The 15386-nt window shown below is 46.3% G+C and carries 15 protein-coding genes and 1 pseudogene; all 16 read right to left on the bottom strand.

Translation table 11 applies throughout. From position 1 onward, the window contains the following. Window positions 1–887: 887 nt before the first annotated feature. Entirely contained in the window at window positions 888–2279 is a 1392-nt protein-coding gene (locus MOST_RS01590; protein ID WP_054936428.1) for an FAD-dependent oxidoreductase, read from the bottom strand. An 88-nt stretch (window positions 2280–2367) separates the two neighbouring features. Next, a complete protein-coding gene (locus tag MOST_RS01585) occupies window positions 2368–3774 on the bottom strand; it encodes an Nramp family divalent metal transporter (protein ID WP_129588637.1) in 1407 nt (468 codons plus the stop codon). 70 nt (window positions 3775–3844) lie between these two features. Beyond that, window positions 3845–5215, bottom strand: a complete 1371-nt coding sequence (locus MOST_RS01580) for a monomethylamine:corrinoid methyltransferase (protein ID WP_054936430.1) — start codon at window positions 5213–5215, stop codon at window positions 3845–3847. A gap of 16 nt (window positions 5216–5231) precedes the next feature. Next, a complete protein-coding gene (locus MOST_RS01575; protein WP_054936431.1) occupies window positions 5232–6614 on the bottom strand; it encodes a monomethylamine:corrinoid methyltransferase in 1383 nt (460 codons plus the stop codon). Window positions 6615–6625: 11 nt separating this feature from the next. Next, window positions 6626–7276, bottom strand: coding sequence for a cobalamin B12-binding domain-containing protein (locus tag MOST_RS01570; protein ID WP_054936432.1), 651 nt, complete (start codon window positions 7274–7276; stop codon window positions 6626–6628). Between the two features lie 208 nt (window positions 7277–7484). Next, window positions 7485–7805, bottom strand: coding sequence for a DUF3870 domain-containing protein (locus tag MOST_RS01565; protein ID WP_083476569.1), 321 nt, complete (start codon window positions 7803–7805; stop codon window positions 7485–7487). 316 nt (window positions 7806–8121) lie between these two features. Beyond that, complete coding sequence (locus MOST_RS16910; RefSeq protein WP_054936434.1) at window positions 8122–8583, bottom strand: hypothetical protein; 462 nt, start codon at window positions 8581–8583, stop codon at window positions 8122–8124. A 196-nt stretch (window positions 8584–8779) separates the two neighbouring features. After that, window positions 8780–8945: pseudogene (locus tag MOST_RS17760) on the bottom strand (IS110 family transposase); the annotation flags it as partial. Between the two features lie 76 nt (window positions 8946–9021). Next, complete coding sequence (locus tag MOST_RS01550) at window positions 9022–10851, bottom strand: aldehyde ferredoxin oxidoreductase family protein (protein WP_054936435.1); 1830 nt, start codon at window positions 10849–10851, stop codon at window positions 9022–9024. Beyond that, window positions 10848–11141, bottom strand: a complete 294-nt coding sequence (locus MOST_RS18390; protein ID WP_422879866.1) for a 4Fe-4S dicluster domain-containing protein — start codon at window positions 11139–11141, stop codon at window positions 10848–10850. Before MOST_RS18390 ends, MOST_RS01550 begins: the two co-directional genes overlap by 4 nt. Window positions 11142–11274: 133 nt before the next feature. Further along, window positions 11275–11652, bottom strand: a complete 378-nt coding sequence (locus MOST_RS01540; RefSeq protein ID WP_083476571.1) for a MoaD/ThiS family protein — start codon at window positions 11650–11652, stop codon at window positions 11275–11277. 120 nt (window positions 11653–11772) lie between these two features. Continuing rightward, complete coding sequence (locus MOST_RS17125) at window positions 11773–11931, bottom strand: hypothetical protein (RefSeq protein WP_157049474.1); 159 nt, start codon at window positions 11929–11931, stop codon at window positions 11773–11775. A 162-nt stretch (window positions 11932–12093) separates the two neighbouring features. Next, on the bottom strand, window positions 12094–12573 hold the full coding sequence (locus MOST_RS01535) for a Uma2 family endonuclease (RefSeq protein ID WP_244267003.1): 480 nt from the start codon (window positions 12571–12573) through the stop codon (window positions 12094–12096). Window positions 12574–12729: 156 nt separating this feature from the next. Then, a complete protein-coding gene (locus tag MOST_RS01530) occupies window positions 12730–13947 on the bottom strand; it encodes an LUD domain-containing protein (protein ID WP_054936438.1) in 1218 nt (405 codons plus the stop codon). Further along, window positions 13944–14966, bottom strand: a complete 1023-nt coding sequence (locus tag MOST_RS01525; RefSeq protein ID WP_054936439.1) for a (Fe-S)-binding protein — start codon at window positions 14964–14966, stop codon at window positions 13944–13946. Before MOST_RS01525 ends, MOST_RS01530 begins: the two co-directional genes overlap by 4 nt. Window positions 14967–15028: 62 nt before the next feature. Beyond that, a complete protein-coding gene (locus tag MOST_RS17120) occupies window positions 15029–15193 on the bottom strand; it encodes a hypothetical protein (protein WP_157049475.1) in 165 nt (54 codons plus the stop codon). Between the last annotated feature and the right edge of the window lie 193 nt (window positions 15194–15386).

Below are 15386 nucleotides of genomic sequence, written 5' to 3'. Positions count from 1 at the left end.
CTGTTGATTATCATCAGGTTCTTAATCAATGGAGCCAGAAAGCATTACGTAGTTGTTGCTAGTACCTTCCAAGTTCAGAAATGGAATAAATTCCTAATTTGGTAATCTTGCCTCGCGAAATGTAGGTTAAATACATAACAATAATCATGGACGTCTCCTTTACTTACTCTCTAACGCACCAATAAATCACCTCCCTGATTAAAAACATGTAGCAATATCCGTGCCAATATTCACAGCTATTGGGCGCTGTCTTTCATCTTGATAAATCTCATAAATTAAGCCCCTAAGAGAAATATCTTTAAGAATTTATAAATACCCGCGTTCTCATTCTGGAAATATTCGTCCCATAATGGGAAATTCCTGGGTGCTGCAGACGTTCAGTACTCTCACAAAGAGGAAGCCCGCTACTGATGTCCACTTCTACCCTGACTTCATGCCCCTCCAGGCCTACCAGGACGACGGAATTGACAATGGCTAGCATAGTTATGGCTTCTATCCTTAAAAGTATAGTATCAAGAGACATTTGTCCACCAAGAAGCCAGAAATAAATTTGGGAGTTACTTACTTTGAAAGGCCCTTCCTTCCGTTTAAAAAGGGATGGACCCACAACCATTCCACACCGGGAGGAGAGAGCCTCTATGTCTCAGTGTACCATACTAAGTGGAAACGCAGGCGTCGCCAAGAAATAAGAAGCGTCGGGGCAAGGAAGTGGTAGCTTATGCAGCCGTCATCATTTATGGCAAACCGCCAAAAAGAGACCCTACAATCCATAATGGCTTGGCTCAGATTCGTAAGCGGGCACGTGTAAACGCCTTTTAGATCCCTGGTACATTTAGGCAATTTCCAGGATAATAACTTTCATTAAATAACTGATTCATGAATCCTTCTTATTCTACTTCTACTAAAAACTTCCGATCATTCTCCATTTCAGGTTGGCCTAAATTAACATTTTGCCCACGCAAATACTCCTGAAGTAATTTAACTGATAAAGCACGTGGGCTTTTATTTTCTTTAACACACAAAGCAGCTGCTACTCCTGCCGCCTGCCCCATAACCAGGCAAGATGTGATGCTTCTTACAGAACCCAAGGCCTTATGAGTTGCCGATACTATCCGGCCTGCTATTAATAAATTTTCCACTTTTTGCGGCAACAGGCACCGATAGGGAATATCATAGGCGCCATCACCACCAATTTCAGTAAACTTTACTCCTTTACCTTCAGGATCATGAATATCAATAGGGTAGGCACTGCGACCAATACAATCATCAAATTTAGCACCTTTAAGGACATCTTCTTCTGAAAGAACATACTCGCCAACAAAACGCCGTGTTTCTCTGACACCTACACCTTGAGAAGCAATCATATTAGATTTTTCAAATCCAGGAATGTTCTCTCGCAAAAAGCGATAGATTTTATATGCCTCAAGCCTCCCTGCACTTTCAGCCTTGCTGGCCTGGTCAAAATCAGTAGCGTCAAAGTTAACAAGACGTGAGATGTTTATATTCGCTTCGTTTTCCCAAATAGAGTTAATGAACATCTGGTGGTGATAATCACCAAAGAGCCCCATTTGCAGGTAAATTTTTTCCCATGGGGTTAGTAGTGCGGAAATATACATCGGCGAAGGTTTTTGTCCCCCTGGTTTAACGCCGCGGAGAACTGGCAAATCTACAGGTACAGTGGCAGCTACTTTCTCTAGATCAACATTAGTCATACGTAACATCATACTTACAGGCTGCATTTTACCGTCACCCCGCCCTTTTTCATACGGGGCTCCGGCCATGGCCGCTACATCACCTTCACCGCTAGCGTCAATTATAATTTCTCCTGGAATTACAATCGTTTCGCTTCTATTTTGGACTACCACGCCGCATATTTTGGCGCCGTCCATCAATACGTCTTTAACAAGGGAATGATATAACAGATCAACACCTGCTTCAAGAAGTTTTTCAGTTTCCACTACCCGCAAGATCTCCTGATCTAAAGCTGTTACAGCATAAAGCCTACCACCTGGCCAGCGAACATGCCCTACGGCTGCCTTTAAATTTACTAAATCCTCAATTATTTCCTGGGCTATACCGTGGACAACTTGTTTGCCAGTATGGCTATAAAAAGTATGAAAGCAATACCCCATAGCTGCGATTCCACCTAACGTTGACCCTTTTTCTACTAAAATTACTTTAGTTCCTACGCGGGCAGCACTGAGAGCAGCAGCTATCCCTGCTGAACCCCCACCAATGACAATAACATCTCTTTTGTTAAGTTTTATGAATCTGGCCACGTAAGACACCTTCCTTTTTTAAATTAAAATTAACCAGGAGATAGCGCGCCTATATACACGACGCGCTATCTCCTGGTATTACCGTAGATTATTTAAATAAACCGATAGCAGTCTGGTAAGCTCCCCAAAAAGCTAGTACAGTTAGGAATATTAGTAAAATATTATCCAGGGGCCGCCCCGCTTCCTTTCCTAATATGTCCTTCCGGTTTATCAGGACTAATAAACCAATGGATACCAGGGGGAGAAGGATTATTTGAGCTGCATTAACAACTACGGTCAGCCAGATAAAGCCCGGCATTCCCGGGATAGACCAAATCAAGGGGAAAATTGCTACAAGGAAATAAAATATCCGGAATATAGGGTCCCTGGCATAATTGTTGCCATACTTCGCTTTCCTTTCCGGCATGGAAGCATAGAGACCCTCCATGGCCATGCGGGGAAAGCCATCGGCGTAGCCAATAACAGAACTAAAACAGGCACCTAAAACGCCAAGGTAAATAAGCACTTCTCCAAAGCGCCCTAGCATTTCACCCAGCAGTCTGGCTAAATCAGTAAAATTACTAATGGTAATACCTCGGGGATGAAGTACCTCCGCCCCCATAACCCATACTGCCAGATCTAGCACAATTATAACGATAATACCAAAAAGCATGTCGTACATCTGAACACGACGGTGTTCTGGTCGAATATACCCTTTCTGGCGCATAAAGGTAGGGTAAAGCAGGTTAGCTAGAGAACCACCAACAGCTCCGATAAGAGAGACAACCACCATAATAGCTCCAAAAGGGCCCACCTGCTCAGGAACGGCAAAGGCAAAAGTGCCTTTAACAATTTCTCCTATATTGGGCTTAACTGCAATTGCACCACCGATGAGGCTTATAGCAAGAAACCCTAAAATAATCTTTTCTGCAAGTTCAAGATAATTATATATAGTTCTACCAGTTATCCCTACTGCTGCAATTACGGCTATAATTGACCATATTAGTGGTGAACCTATACCAGTAAGATGGTAAAGGGCTGTTCCTGAACCTGAAATTGTATAAGATTCATAAAAATGTCCCAATGCTACCCCGCCAAGGCCTAAGATAAAGGGATATAATCGAAAAACTTTAGAATACCCCTCCAGGATTGTATGCCCTTGTATATTCATTAGCTGGTATTTGGCAATGATGCTTACCAAAGCATACCGGACAAGTAAAGCCAAGGCTAAGCCCCACATTAAGGCATAACCATAATGAGCACCTGCTACAGAACAGTCGACTAAATCTCCAGCCCCTAACCATGTCAACACTACAACAATACCTGGCCCAAAGGAACGTACATATTCCCAAAATGTTTTGGGAATAGGAGCCCCCTGGGGCTCAACTATGGGGTTTGGGCTAATAGCCATTTTTTTGCCTCCTTTACTAATTTCCACGTAATGAAGGTTTCCCTGGACCGATGGTAAAAACAGATACGGATTTAGCCTGTGAGTTTTTCCCAAAAGATAACTCACAGGCCAGTCAAGGTCTCCTGCTTTTGCTAGGGTATTTTGCTTTATTTAATTAAATTCCCCCCTTTCCAGTTTAAATGAAAGCCAGCCCCAATTTACTTAACTCCTCTTTCACCCCCTCATAGATTGCTTTATACTGTTCGCTGGGGCGGTGATGGACCAGATCGTAGCATTCCTGGATAAGGTATCCTTGCTCCGGCTGCCGGCCTTCCAGCTTAGCAGCAATCTTTTTAAGGATCTCCCCCGCTCGAACCCTATCAAGGCCGGCCCTGATGGTTGCATCTGAAACTTCCAGCATCCATTCGGCTTCCAGGGGTGTCTGGCCGCCATTAAGACGTGACCGACTGTGGCGCGGAGCATATAAATTCGCGCCATTAAGGGGTGCCTCAATACAGCGAATAGCACTCTCCAATAAATTATTTTCAGTACCTGGCCCGCTGGTAGGTATTACCCAGGCCATGCAAATAACATGAGTTTTAGTATTTAACACCTGGTTAACTACTGAACGGGCCCAATTATAGGGTTGAAGTAAAATCTTTTGTGCACTTAGCGACTGTACGTGTTCTACTCCTGTATAATGAATGTAATCATGGTAAACCATAGTAGCCGCTATAGGTTTAGCAATACCCTCAATAATCGCCCCTTCCACACCTCCACAGAAACCTCCAGCAAGGGCAAAGCTACCGCTCAGTTTGAAGCAACCGTAATCTTCGTAAGTTATCGCTGCTGCCAGCATGTCATGCTCCATTTTAAGATCAGGAAGCAAGGACAGAAGAATACCATCGGTACGCCTTAAACCATAATCAGGGTCCATCCCTGCCACGAGTGAGGCTACCCGGGTATTAATGGGATAATAAACAATGGCCAATCCCGGACGTCCAGCCTTGCGAATACCTTCCCGCATCCAGGCTAATTGCCGTCTGGCAGCATAGGCTTCCATTGGTGAGCCGATTATTTCTCGACCATCAATGGCAGGAAAATTAAAGCCTTCAATAAAATCGGTTCGGGGAATTTGGGCAAAGTTTTTGACCACTAATGAAGCTAAATCTTCAGTAAAAGGCGTATGATGCCCCGGGCAAAAATTTAAAGGTTCTTTACCCTCAATTTTCCTCTGCTTAAAGACGCGGGCATCTCGTCCTTCCCCCATTATTACTTCCGTGGGAGCGTCATGAATGGCTTCAAGAATTTCTTCCTTGGTAAACTTTACGACACGATTAGTGGAAATACAGTAAACTCCCATTTCCACTAAAAAATCAATTGCAGCTTCAAAAGCCCGGTCTACCAGTTCATCATCCATATTGAACCAGTATTCATCCCCAGGATATTTTATTTGGTATTCTTTCACTAAATGACTTATGGTCTGAAAAAACTTCATATCCCATTCTTTTTCAACCATTTTAGGACCAGTTTGGGTTCTTTCGGCAATCTCTAAAAGACTAAGCATATATACTCCAACCTTTCTAGTAGTTTTTAAATCTTAAACCCAGGGCCTTAAATTCTTCCTTAATCTGTTCATATAAACTTAAATAACCTGGTAAGGGTTCTTCTTTATCAACATCAAAAAGCTGTTCATAGGTATAGCCAAAGGGAGCGTCTTCAAAGTGGTTTTCATATTCCGCAAGGAGTTTATTTACTATTTCATTAGCTTGACTTCTAGTTAAGCCAACCGCCGCTTTACAGACCTCCCCCATCCATCTGGATTCTAACGGTGTACCGAAGTTTTCCGTCTGGCCGATTACAAACTTTCTCGTTCCACCTAAAGAATGACCCCCGGCTACCGTAGAAGCGATATGGCCGGCTGCTGTTTCTATGAAATACTGCCTTGTACCAGGGCCTGCTGCCGGATGATCGCCTATCGAGCCTTCCAGGATCAAGTGCGTATTACGACTTAAAGCCTGGAGGGCCATATTAGCTACCCAAATATGTTCCCTGGTTGCCCGGCTCTTGGTTTTGAAGGGAATGCTACCCGGCCGAATATTGTTAGCCCTATTCACAAGGAGCAACTGGATTGCACCTGCCACACTAACTATTGCGGCACCTTCAATTGTACCCGAAAATCCACCAATAACGGAGTTATGGGCACCATGAAGAGCTGCGTTGTGAATTTCACCCCAAGCGGAACGATTAAGATCATCAAAATTTATTTTTAACTCCGAGATACCAGTCGTCTCAAACAAATCACATGGTCTTAAACCTTTTTGGCGATCATGTAAAGCAATGGTAGCTATGCTTGTGGGAGCATTATTGACGATAAACATACCAGGCCGCCCGGCAGCATCAATAGCTTCTCTCAATATCTCAGTTGCACAGCGATAACCATAAATTTCTGATGGGGTTCCTGCAATAACTTCATATTTATCCTCTATCTTGCTTAATATCCCACCCCAAATACCATCAACACACCTATCCTTAGCACAACCTTTATAAATCTTAAAAGCCATTTTTTTATCACTGTAAAGGGCAGTCTGGATGCCGGCACAAACAATGGGCTCTTGCTCCCCTTCGACATCCCGGTGGACCATTTTTACCGCGTCATTACCTTCACCTAAAACCAGTTCGCTGGGTGCTGCCATCAAAGCTTCTTTAATCTCCTGTTCAGTAAACTTAATTACTCTACCTGTATTAGTACAATAGCTCCCTAAGTCCAAATAGAGTCTAAAGCCTGCTTCAAAAAGTCTGTCTGCCATTTGATCATCACTTGGAATGGGGGTGGCGGGATTATATTTGATCTTATACTCCTTATTTAGCTCTTGCACTTTACGAAAGATAGCCATATCGAAATCTTTTTCGAGAACCTTTTGACCATTTCTAGCTCTATCAAGCACATCCCAAAGCGAAACCATCTTTATCACCCCTATTCCATACCAGCTAGTTGTTTAAATACTTTTACCGCTTCAATAGCATCTTTGCCATAACCATCGGCACCTATTTTATCAGCCCAATCTTTTCTTACCGGTCCCCCTCCTACAACTACTTTAAAGCGATCGCGAATGCCATAGGCTTTTAGTTCATCAATAACTTCCCGTTGATAAGGCATGGTAGTTGTTAGTAAAGAAGACAGGGCTATAAAGTCAGCATTTAATTCCTGGGCTCTCCTGATGATTTCGCTACTTTTAACGTCGACTCCCAAGTCATAAACTTCAAAGCCACTTGCCTTGAGCATCATCCCGACAATATTTTTGCCCACACTATGCATATCAGCTTCTACAGTAGCAATTACTACTACTTTTTTTATATTACTTTCCTTGGGTATGGCCTTTTCTAAAATAGCGCTAGCCGCCATCATAGCATCTCCCGCCATAACCAAATGAGGTAAGAAGTATTCGCCGTTATCAAATTTCTCGCCAATAATTCGGGCACTTTCCGTCATTACTGTTTGTAAGGTGAATATTGGGTCTATCCCTGCCTTCAAGATTTCTTGAGCCTTAACCTTAGCCTCATCTTCCTGACAGCTAACGATGGCATCCTTTAGTTCTTTTAGCAGTTTTTCCCCTTCGTTTGTCATAGCAAATACCTCCTAGGGAAATGTATTTTGGTTAAATTATGGGTTTTATAAATAAAAATCAGCCTATTGGTATATCAAATTGATATACCAATAGGCTGATTCACTTACTACCTTTGATCAGGCTAACTTTCTCCTTTTTTATTAGAGAAGTTGACTGATCTGCGTAAATGAGCAGCCTTATAGATATTAATTTTCAAGTAAAACCTTTTTACTTTAATAAACAATAACGTTCTCTTACCATCTCTAAAGCTTTTAATAAAGATTTTTGAGATGTTACTAGAAAATTATCTTCTATTTCCTTCCTTATCTTATCTTTTTCTAAGATATTCTTCCCCACCAACAAATACCTTAAAAAATTATTACACAGCGATGTGGCAAAAGTGGAATCTACATTTAAAATTTCTCCGCTTTCCCAATCAATTTCCACCGCTACTGATATAAGTTTATTTCTTTCATACAAGACTGTTCCTTTTGGAGCCATAGCATGGCCTGTAACAATTACTTTTCGTCTAACTTTTCCAGTTACCATGCTGTAATTTTCAGCCCCTGATTTTTAAGTATATTATATCATTATTTTTTTCTGATAAAAACTCTCAAATTTTTTTTGCTTAATTCATCTATATAATTTAGAGTTATCGTGCTTGCCCTAGATTTTTGGGACATTCATTTTCGCGATTTTTAAGCGCTTTGTACGTTGGTTGGATGATTCTGGGAACAACTTCTTGCGCATCGCTTCCTTCAGTATGGGTAGTTCACGATAGCAGAGTTAATCTGGGGGAAACCCTTTTCTGCCTCCGATAAGAAGCTGCCATCCAGCGGAGTATCTGCTCGCCGTTTTTCAACCTCTAAACGTAGCTGAAGTATCCAGGGTGGCTATCTCGAGGTCCTTCGCTGTAGTAGGATACCTGGACAGGTACAAATTCGCACTCACTGAGCGCCTTTCCAGGCGGCTCATGGTCTGCTACTGCGTAGTATACGACGGCTTCCGGGGGTCGCTCCTGCGCCAGATTCTCCGCAGCCAGTTCCTCCAGTAGGACTAAGTAGCTATGGGCTTTGGCCGGTGAGAAGCCGTGTTGCGACTGCAACTCAGCGAGAAACAAGCTGCAAGCGTCGTCGCCCGCTAAAGGAAGAGGGTGGCCATTAAGTAGCCGCCCGGGTAGCGAATCGGCCAGTTGGGTAGCGCCACTAGTCCGCTGTTCGAGTTCCTGGAACTCAATGACTAGATCTGGATGGAGGCCAAGCTGCCGGCCAATGGTGCTGGTGTCCAACCCGGCCTTGGTCAATTGGGCTACGTGTAGATAATCCATCTGATATTGCTGCCAAATGGTGGAGCTTAACGAGAGCCGCTAACGGACTGTAGCAGGTTTTCCACTGGCAAAGAACTGCTCCAAAGCGGACGTGACGCGGAACACCCGGCCTTGGCGGTACTTCTTGGCCATCCCCGCCACCGGCAGCCGGATGCCCTCCTCCCATAGGAGAGGGGTCGGGGGCTAGTCGCCCCCTCCCACTCGATAGTAAGCGAACTAATTTCCTGGCATCCCGCCGGTCGGTCTTTACTCGTTCTACCGGCCGTTGCGGTATTAACGCATGGGGCTACTACCAGGCAGTCCGCTCCCATGGCTTTTAGTTGCCGGTAGATCCCGTAACCGCAGGGACCAGCTTCGTAACAGAATAATAGCTTTTCTACTGGTTGCCCTAAACGCCGTACTTGGACCCTCCAGTGTTAAAACTAAGATAAAAATAACCTACTCCAGCCCTAACTTCTCCAAAGTTTCCTTCGTAGGTATCCCTGTCTTTACATCCCAACCGCGGGCCTGGTAGTATTCGTCCAGCATTTGCCTCAGTTCCTCAAGCCTGACAACACAGCCTCTAGAGGGGCCTCCGGGAATAGGTTCTTGTAGGAAACGTTGCGGTAAGGTATCCTGAGCGCGGGTAACGCCTTCACGTACATTAAAAAGGCGTTCTAAGGTATAGATGCGCTCGGCAATAAGCCTTAATTCAACGAGATCAAGATTGCGGCCAGTAGTGAGATTGACGATATCGACGTAAGGTTTGCCTAAGAAAAAACCGAAAACAGGCTCGGTAAAGCGGCAAATGACAAGGGAATCACCGATGGTAGACATGTCCTGGTTCTCTTTAACGATCTTACCTTTACCTTCAGGACTAAAACGGTCGGCCTTACCAGATCTCTCGACGACGGGTCGGTAATCAAGGTGGCTACCGCCACGGTTGGAGGTGGCGTAGCCTAAAGCCATTCCTTTTAGACCCCTGGCACTGTGGCCAGCCGGTTCTAGGCCTTTGACCTGCATGGCATATTGTTCTGTTCCTCTTCCTATGATCTGGCTAACTCTTTTGGAGCCCTCAGCCAGTATTTCTCCGAATCCTTTACGGTAGGCGATTTGTTCTATAAGGGTAAGGATTATTTCCGGGTCGCCAAAAGTTATTTTTAAACCTCCGGTATCCTGAGCGGTAATTAACCCTTTTTCAAAGCATTCCATGGCAAAGGCGATGGTAACACCGGTAGAAATAGTGTCTAGGCCGTATTCATCGCAGAGGCGGTCGGCTGCCAAGATGAAGTCAAAGGAGTTTACTTCGCACATAGAACCGAAACTGTAAAGGGTTTCGTAGTCGGGCCCCTCGTTTATGATTTCTTGATCTTTAAGTTTGCCCTGGAGGACCTTACCGCAGTTTAACGGGCAGGCGAGACAGGCTGTACTGCGGATAAGTCTCCCTTCTTCATCTATGATTTTGGGGCCGCTAATGTCGGTAGCATATTCAAAAGTTTCTTTTTGCCAGTTGCGTGTGCCTAAAATACCGAGGACGTTATTATTGGCCGGGCCACCAGTAGTACCATAGCGAGGACGGTCCTTTCCTGTAAGGGGATTGGCCTTGAATTTAGCCATATATTCGCGGAAAAAGTTTATTAAGCCCTCGGGATCAGCTACTTTAACACCTCTGGTGCCCCTTACAGCGATGGCTTTTAGGTTTTTAGAACCCATGACGGCACCTACGCCGCCCCTTGCCGCCACCCTTGTGCCGGCAAGGATGGAAGCCATTTTGACTTTATTTTCGCCAGCTGGACCTATAACGGCTACTTTAAGTTCATGGTTTTGGAGGTCTTTTCTTATTATTTCTTCGGTAGCGTATGTAGTCTTACCCCACAGGTGAGTGGCTTCTTTTAATTCTACATGGTCGTTGTTTATATAAAGATAGACAGGGTGAGGTGCTCTACCGGTTATCACTATGGCATCGTAGCCAGCATATTTTAGTTCCGAGCCCCAGTGGCCGCCGGCATAGCTATCGATAAAAAGACCGGTAAGGGGTGATTTGGTAACGACGGCAAAACGGGAGGCGGTAGGGATAAGAGTACCCGTGGCAGGTCCGACGGCAAAGATTAAGACATTAGCAGGAGATAAGGGGTCAATGCCTGCCGGTAGGAGGTCGTACAGGTATTTGATGCCGAAGCCGTTACCGCCTAAAAAGTTATGTTTTAAGTTTTTGGGCATAGGTATTTTTTCGATGTTTAGCGTAGTAAGGTCGATTTTTAAGATGGTGCCGCCGTAGCCGTCGTTCAATTTACTCGCCTCCTTTTTACGGCATATATTAGGACGCTATTAGGGCAGTGGGCTACACAGGCAGGCTCACCGCCGCAGAGGTCGCAGATTAAAGGTAGACCCGTTTCTTTGTGGGCTACAATGGCCCCGAAGGGGCACACCTCTATACAAGAGCCGCAAGAGTTGCAAAGTACTGGATTAAGGCTTACAACTCCAGTTTCCGGATTTTGGGTTAAGGCTCCATTTGGACAGCTTTCCAAGCATTTGGGACGGAGGCACTGCCGGCAGAGCGTAGGGTTCTCTTTCTTCATCCCCTGAGATTTTATTTGGATGCGGGAAAGGGCCGGGTTAAACCCGGTGGCACCGTGGCGATAAGAGCAAATGAGTTCACAGGTACGGCAGCCGGTACATTGGGCAGCATTTATTTTAATAGCTGGCACTTGCTCAGCCTCCTTCAGCAGCAGGGAGAAGTAAAATTTCATCGCCGTCTTGTAGTGGCGGGGTTTCTTTAAAACTGGCGACCAGTCGGTTGTTGACAACTATGGCTACGCCGAGCCAGAAGTCGCCAGTTTCCGGGTTTAAAAAATAGTTCGCCAAGTCGTGGCCATATTTCTGGGCCAAGTTTTTAAATAAGCCCGAGAGGCTGGTACCGAGAGGAAGGTCAATACTTTCTTTTTCACGCCCGGTTAATGTTGCTAGATGTGAGATGTATTTTATACGAATGGTCATTGTTGTGCGGGGCATAAGATCAACATCTCCGTCAGCGCTGTTTATGCCACTATGAACAATGAACATTGCCCACTTCCTGGTATTGCCCGTCATCCCTCCCTGATTTTTACCTTCCTTCTGCTATTATAAATCCCCTTCACTATGGCTGCCTTCATCGCCCGGTCTTTAGAAAACTGGGGGCAGCGCGAGGGGGCTGTAATCCCGTCCAATTCATTAATTATCATCTAGTTTTTTGGCTATTTCTTTTAAAGCTCGGTCTATAGAGGCGACCTTTATGAGTATAAAAATAAAACCTCCGATAAATAAAGCCATTATAGCAAAATTAAATAACATAATTATGCTTGAAAAACTTAACCACCATGGTGGTTGCACATAAATTTCCTCCTTTTTGGTATATGCGGGTCTGGGAAGCACTTTGAAAGAGTGCAAGTGGCCTGGCCACAGGCCGACCCGACCGGGTGCCCCGAGGAGAATTTGAGCTGGAACTGGGATTTGTGGTGGCCCTCCTGGGTCCGAAGGGACCCAGGGGGTTTGCTAGAAAATACTTTCTACCCGGACTTCCAATCCAGCTATCACCCGTGACTTGACTGCCCCCTGTTGCTCCACTTCCTGGTCCAGGGTAAATTTACCTTCCTGCAAGCAAAAAACCTGTACCGATTTTTGCTGGGGATCGACTATCCAGTATTCCCTAACACCACTCTTTTCGTAAACCTTATACTTGCTGCGCAGGTCGTAATAACCGGTACCGGGGGCGAGAATCTCCACCACCAGGTCCGGGGCGCCTTTAATGCGCTTCTCTTCGATAATTGCCAGCTGAGCCCTTTCTCCAGGACAAAGCCCGCCATCTGTAATTCCAATTTCATGGATATCATCTAGTGATAGGGTGTAGGCGACGGTGTCATTACCAGTTTCCCCCCCGATCAGCTGATAGGGCGACCCTTCCGGCAGGCGGCAATAATCCTCATAAGTGTACCGTTCCCGTCCTGCCGCCAGTTCCGCCGGGGCAATACTCATTTCCCTGCACCTCCATTCCTCTGGTATCGATTTTATTTCTGGTAGCTTTTTCTTTATTTAACCTGAGGGTTGCCGGTTAAGCAAAGGAGTAATACCTGGAGCCGCCAGAATGAAGTTACTGAGCCTTACTTAGTCGCCGCTAATGCGTCGCTTTTATTAACTGGCTTCACGGGCAAGCTCAACTATTCGCCGGCGCAGTTCGGCGATCATAGACGGAACATCGATGCTTACCGGACAGCGCTCCACGCACCGGCCGCAGCGGAGACAGGTGTAAATTAGCGGTGCGGCATTATCCATGCCACCGGCCACGAAAGCCGTCCAGATGGCTCCTATGCCTCCCAGATAACGATAACCGAAATACCCGGCGGTCAGTTGAAAGACTGGGCATTCGTACATGCAGCCCCCGCATCTTAAGCAATACAAACCCTGTCTGAAGAGAGGATCGGCAGCCATTTCGCTGCGGCCGTTATCCACAAAGATAACGTGTAGTTCCCTAGGGCCGTGAGCGCCATAGGCGGTTACCTTTTCGATGTCTCCCGTCTTGCTGGGCCCGCTGATAATATTTACATAGCCGGGGACGGGATAGTTGGCATAGCGCCAGGTAACTTCGGCCACTTTCATGGCCTCCTGGAAAGTGGGCACCACTTTTTCGATCCCCACCAGAGCGATATGCACCGGCGGGACGGCGGTACATATACGGGCGTTGCCTTCATTTTCAATAATAACCATTGCTCCGCAGTCCGCCGCCACTACGTTGGCACCGCTCATGCCGAAATGGGCGCTGAAATACTTTTCCCTCATGAATTCCCTAACGGCCCCGACTTCGGCGGCAATATCCGGAGGAATTTCCCGGCCGAAAAACTCGGTAAACAATTCCGCCACCTGCTCCCGGGGTACATGAATGGAAGGCGAAACGATGTGCATGGGCCTTTCATGCCGCAGTTGTAACAAAAACTCCCCCAGGTCTGTTTCCCAGACTTCGTTTCCTTTTTCGATGAGGTAGTCCCTTATTTCCAGCTCTTCGCCCAAAATGCTCTTGCCTTTAACCACTATCTTCGCTGTGCCAATGATGTCCGCCGCCAATTTCAAGGCGTCTTCATGCGATTCAGCCAAGTAGGTCTTGCCGTGGTTGGCTTCGATGGCTTGCCTGGCTTGAGTCACCAACTCATCCATGCGTTCGATGGCAGATTCCTTTATAGCGCGCACTTCCTCGGCCAACTTGGTCGTATGGGGGAAGCGTTTGAGGGCAGCTTCGGTATTATCTCGATAAGATTTAACGGCCCGGGAAAGAGCTAGCTGAATATTGGGGTTATCGGAGGCTTTATTAAGCTCCGCCGTATACTTTTGAAACAAGCGTTCCAGCACCGAACTCATTTGGCAATCCCCCTGTAAAGAAACTCAATAAAGTCCTCAAGTTGGATATTCTTTTGCCCCTCACGCCGACCCTTATCGAGAGCCGCTAGGCAATAAGGGCAAAAGGTGATAACTAGATCGGCATTGGTGGCCGCGAGTTCGCCAACCCGGCGGGCAGCGATCTTCCCGGACAATTCAGGGAAAAGGACCTTGCCGGGCCCGCCGCAGCAGGTCGTCCAGCGCCGATTGAGCTCCGGTTCTATTAAAGTAACTCCCTCCATCTTGCTCAGGATATCCCTGATCTCTTCCGTAATACCCAGTTCCCTGGCCATGCGACAGGAATCGTGGACCGTTACGTTTCCCGAAAAACCGGTAGGCAGACGCCCGGGGGCATCCTTAACCAGATCGTAGACCGCTTCCAGGAAAGTTTTAACTTCGTAATTAAAATTTTCCACCAGTTGAGGATAAATCAGCTTAAAAATTTCCGCCGAATGGGGCGATAGGCAGATGATGGTTCTGGCGCCGGTAGAATTAATTAACTCGGCAACCTTGCGGGCGTGCTGACGCAAGTCGCCCACGAAACCGTATTCATAAAGAAGAGCCCCGCTGTAGATCTCTTCTTCGCCCAGATAACAGATTTTCAGGCCCATCTCCTGCAGGACCAGGGCGGCCTTGCGGCTGACATCCCGGTAGCGCTCCCGATCCCTGGAGCGCACGCCGGCAACAATCTTTTCGGGGTTGATACCCACCCTGTCGATCAGGTTGCGGACGCCCATCATCAGGGAAAATCCAACGCTGCCCTGGTTCATCCTGGTGAGCATATCTACCAGGCTATCAATGTAGGGGACCAGTTGATACTCGCCGCCGGTATATAAAAGCACATCCCCCTGCCGCGGCAGGTTGAGATCTCTGGCCCACCCAGCAACCTCATTTCCCTTAAGGCCCAGGGGATTGCCGTATTTGACAATATTCCCCCGAATCACTTCGAGAGTTTGCGGCAAACGATAATCCCTTGATTCCGCTTTCAGCTCCAGAGCCATTTCCGTCACCTCAACAGAATATCATATAAATGCCGTTTACCGTTCATACTAGATTAAATTAATCATAAATAAAGCGTATCTTCAAGGTTTTTTAAGCATGTATTCAGAATACCTGTTAAAGAAGCCATCCCCACTTCCCTGGGTAGCAACCCCTCTTTCACATAGGCGCGGTTAACTTCACCTATAACCGCCGCATGTTTCCCCCTTGAAAGCCCATTCGGCTTCATCCCAGGCTTCCCACGCCTTTTCCATCTTGGTCCGGGCAAACAATTAAATCAAACATGCTTCAACAGGGTACATACCATGAAGCCCAGCATGGGATAATAGACTTAGAAAGGGGGAATAGCATGTTCAAGCACGATAAGAACCTGCTAGAAATGGTGCGTGTGGAACGGCCGAACCCAAACTACGCGGCGCTTT

It is taken from the genome of Neomoorella stamsii (assembly GCF_002995805.1).
Taxonomy (GTDB): domain Bacteria; phylum Bacillota; class DSM-521; order Neomoorellales; family Neomoorellaceae; genus Neomoorella; species Neomoorella stamsii.
Note: the sequence above shows the minus strand (reverse complement) of the source record. Positions and strands in the feature narration are given on the sequence as shown.